At 73.0% G+C, this 3,677-nt stretch carries 3 protein-coding genes; 1 reads left to right on the forward strand and 2 read right to left on the reverse strand.

Features of this window, described 5'->3' with window-relative positions; all coding sequences use genetic code 11:
- Positions 1-297: 297 nt before the first annotated feature.
- Positions 298-1,674 carry an L-serine ammonia-lyase gene (locus tag E3T48_RS15680; protein ID WP_134524958.1) on the reverse strand — a complete coding sequence of 459 codons (1,377 nt, stop codon included), beginning with the start codon at positions 1,672-1,674 and terminating at the stop codon, positions 298-300.
- 232 nt (positions 1,675-1,906) lie between these two features.
- Positions 1,907-2,314 (reverse strand): CoA-binding protein, encoded by a 408-nt coding sequence (locus E3T48_RS15685; RefSeq protein ID WP_134524959.1) that lies wholly within the window; start codon positions 2,312-2,314, stop codon positions 1,907-1,909.
- A 117-nt stretch (positions 2,315-2,431) separates the two neighbouring features.
- Here E3T48_RS15685 and E3T48_RS15690 point away from each other — a divergent pair, with 117 nt between their 5' ends.
- Positions 2,432-3,607, forward strand: coding sequence for an FAD-dependent oxidoreductase (locus E3T48_RS15690; RefSeq protein ID WP_134524960.1), 1,176 nt, complete (start codon positions 2,432-2,434; stop codon positions 3,605-3,607).
- The last annotated feature ends 70 nt before the right edge of the window (positions 3,608-3,677 follow it).

Raw genomic sequence — 3,677 nt, forward strand, 5'->3', positions numbered from 1 at the left:
GGCCAGCGCGGCCCGGCTGAGCGCTCGCGCGGCGGTGCCCGGCCTGGCCCCGGCCCGGCGCGGATCGTGCCGGCCGCCACGGTCGTGGCTGTCCTGCTTGTCGTGCTTGTCGTGTTGGTTTTGTTTGTCGTGCCGCGGCAACGTGGTGCCCATGGTGATCCCCCCGGAAACAGGCCGGCCTCTCGACCGGCGCCCGGCCAGTTTAGGCCGTTCGGGCCGTTCGGGCCGAAATTCGGTCTCGGGGCAACCGCACGCTGCGAAAATCGCCAAGCATCCGATCGCTCAGCATTCGTTCACTCAGCATTCGATCACGTTGACGGCGAGGCCGCCCTCGCTGGTCTCCTTGTACTTGGTCATCATGTCCAGCCCGGTCTGGCGCATGGTCTCGATCGCGGTGTCGAGGGAGACGAGGTGGGTGCCGTCGCCGTGCAGGGCGAGCCGGGCCGCGGAGACGGCGGTCGACGACGCGATCGCGTTCCGCTCGATGCAGGGCACCTGGACGAGGCCACCGACCGGGTCGCAGGTGAGCCCCAGGTGGTGCTCCATGGCGATCTCGGCGGCGTTCTCGACCTGGCGGGGGGTGCCGCCGAGCACGGCGCAGAGGGCGCCGGCGGCCATGGCGCAGGCGGAGCCGACCTCGGCCTGGCAGCCGCCCTCCGCCCCGGAGATGGAGGCGTTGGCCTTGACCAGGGAGCCGATCGCGACCGCGGTGAGCAGGTAGCGGCGGATGCCGGCGGCGTTCGCCCCCGGCACGAATCGGAGGTAGTAGTGCCCGACCGCGGGGATGATGCCCGCGGCGCCGTTGGTCGGGGCGGTCACGACCCGGCCGCCGGAGGCGTTCTCCTCGTTCACGGCCAGGGCGAAGGCGTGCAGCCACTCCGTCGAGGTGTCCCGCTCGCGCACCGGCAGGCTCTCATATTCCTCCAGCTGCATGCGGACGGCCGCGGCACGCCGTTTCACCTTGAGACCGCCGGGCAGGATGCCGGTGGCGACCAGTCCGGCCTCCACGCACACGCGCATCGCGTCCCAGATCGCGTCGAGCCCGGCGTCGAGCCGGTCGGCGCCGTGGATGGCCTCCTCGTTCGCGCGGGCGACCTCGCAGATGGAGACGCCGTGCAGGTCGCAGAGGGCCAGAAGCTCGGCGCTGGACGCATACGGCATGGGGGCGGCGGCGAGCGTGCGAGCCCGGGCCGGGTCGCCGTCGCGACGGATGAAGCCGCCGCCGATCGAGTACCAGGTCTCCTCGAAGAGGGGCGCGGCATCCGTCTCGGCCCACGCCCGGAGGGTGAGCGCGTTCGGGTGGCCGGGCAGCCGGGTGCGCGGTTCGAAGCTGATGTCGTCCCGGCGGACCGGGATCGGGTGGCTGCCGGCGAGGAGGAGCATGGCGCCCTCGTCGAGGCCGGACCAGGCGTGCCGCACCGCCTCCGGGTCGCAGGTTTCCGGATCGAGCCCGGCGAGGCCGGCCAGGATCGCGTCCGGCGTGCCATGGCCGAGGCCGGTGGAGCCGAGGGAGCCGTACAGGGAACAGCTGATCCGGGCGACGTCGCCCAGCCTGCCGGTGTCGGCCAGATGGGTGGCGAAGGTGAGGGCGGCCCGCATGGGGCCGACCGTGTGGGAACTGGATGGACCGATCCCGATGGAGAAGAGGTCGAGAGCCGACACGTACGCTGTCATCCGACCATCGTACGGCGCGGGTCGGGCTTCGCGGGCGGCGATGGCGGGAGGCGGTTGCGCGGGAGGCGGTTTTCTCGCGTCTCGCGTCTCGCGTCTCGTCTTTCGTCTTTCGTCTTTTGGGCGTGAGCCTCGCGGCGCACCCTGGGGAAGCGGGCGCACGTACGAACGTGCGCCCGCTTCCTCAACCTGAGCCGCGAACGTGGACCCGCGGCGCGGACCGGCCCGCCGCGCGCTATCGGGCGGCGGGCGCCGCGCCGACGAGCCGCGCGTGCTCGATCTCGATGCAGCGGTCCATCACGACGGTGAGGCCCGCGGCCTCGGCGACCCCTGCCGCGGCCTGGTTCCGGATGCCCAATTGCATCCAGACGGTCGTCGCGCCAACCGCGGTGGCCTCCTCGACGACCGGCTGGACGTTCTCAGCGCGCCGGAAGACATCGACGATGTCCGGGACCTCGGGCAGCGAGGCGAGGTCGGGGTAGGCCTTCTCGCCGAGGATGATCTCGGCCCGCGGGTTGACGAAGTAGACCCGGTAGGCGCCGGTGCGCTGCAGGTAGTCGCCGACCCCATGGCTCGGGCGGTCCGGCCGTGGGGACGCCCCCACGATCGCGATCGAGGTTGCGCCCTGCAGGATCCGGGTCATCGCGTCGCCGTCGGCTTCCGGCCAGGTCCGCGGGTCCGCGAGGAGCTTCGCTAGGTGCAACGCCGGCGACCGGGCCGTCCATTCCCACCCGGTGCGTGCGGCTGACAGGATGAAGGCATGGTGGACACTGTGGAGACGGTCGTTGTCGGCGGCGGGGCGATGGGATCGGCGGCCGCGTGGCAGCTGGCCAGGCGGGGCCGCTCGGTGATACTGCTCGAACGGTTCGAACCCGGGCACACGAACGGTGCCTCCCACGGTGCCTCCCGCAACTTCAACACGGCATACTCCGACCCGACCTACGTGGCGATGCTGGCCGAGGCGCTGCCACTGTGGCGGGAGTTGGAAGCCGCGACCGGATCCCGGCTGCTCGAGCAGGTCGGGGTCGTCAACCACGGGCCGAACCGCGACTTCGACGCCGTGGCCGCGGCGCTCGCCGGTGCGGGGCTCGGAGCCGGGTTCCTCTCGGCGGAGGCCGCGGCGGAGCGGTGGCCGGGCATCCGTTTCGACGGCCGGGTTCTGCACACCCCCGACGCCGGCCGGCTCAACGCGGATGCCGCGGTGACCGCCCTGCAGGCCGCCGCGATCGCCGCCGGGGCCGAGGTCAGGCACGGAACCCGGGCCCTGCGCCTCGAGGTTCTCGGGGACGACCGGGTGCGCGTGATCACCGAGGCCGGCACGATCGAGGCACGCCGCGCCGTCGTGACGGTCGGCGCGTGGACCGGCTCGCTGCTGGCCGGAGTGCTCCCCGTGCCCCGGCTCCGGGTCACCCAGGAGCAGCCGGCGCACTTCGCGCTGCGCGACCGGTCGGCGGATGCCGCGAGCGCCGCCGCCACCGACTGGCCTGGCTTCAACCACGCCTTCGACCCGGCCGATCCGCGGTACGGGTATTGGTACTCGCCGATCTACGGCATGTACACGCCTGGCCAGGGGGTGAAGGCGGGATGGCACGGCGTCGGCGAGGTCACCGACCCGGATGCGCGAAGCTTCCTGCCGGAGCCGGTGCAGCTCGCGGCCCTGCAGCGGTATGTGCGCGACTGGCTTCCCGGCGCCGACCCCGACGCCTGCGAACCGGTCAGCTGCACCTACACGACCACGGACGACGAGGACTTCGTGCTCGACCGGGTCGGCCCGGTCTCCGTCGGCGCCGGGTTCAGCGGGCACGGCTTCAAGTTCACGCCAACGGTGGGCCGGATCCTCGCAGACCTGGCCACGGATGCCGCCGCCGCCCCGACCCTCTTCGCCCTCTCCCGGCGGCCCGGCCCCGGCCCGGGCGGCTGGCTCGTACGGCGATAGCGCGGAACCCGCCTCAGGTGGGCCGCCGGGAGCGGGCGGCCGGTGGGCTGCGGCGCCGGTGGGCTGCGCC

Origin of the sequence: Cryobacterium fucosi, from assembly GCF_004403515.1 — a bacterium.
Lineage (GTDB): Bacteria > Actinomycetota > Actinomycetes > Actinomycetales > Microbacteriaceae > Cryobacterium > Cryobacterium fucosi.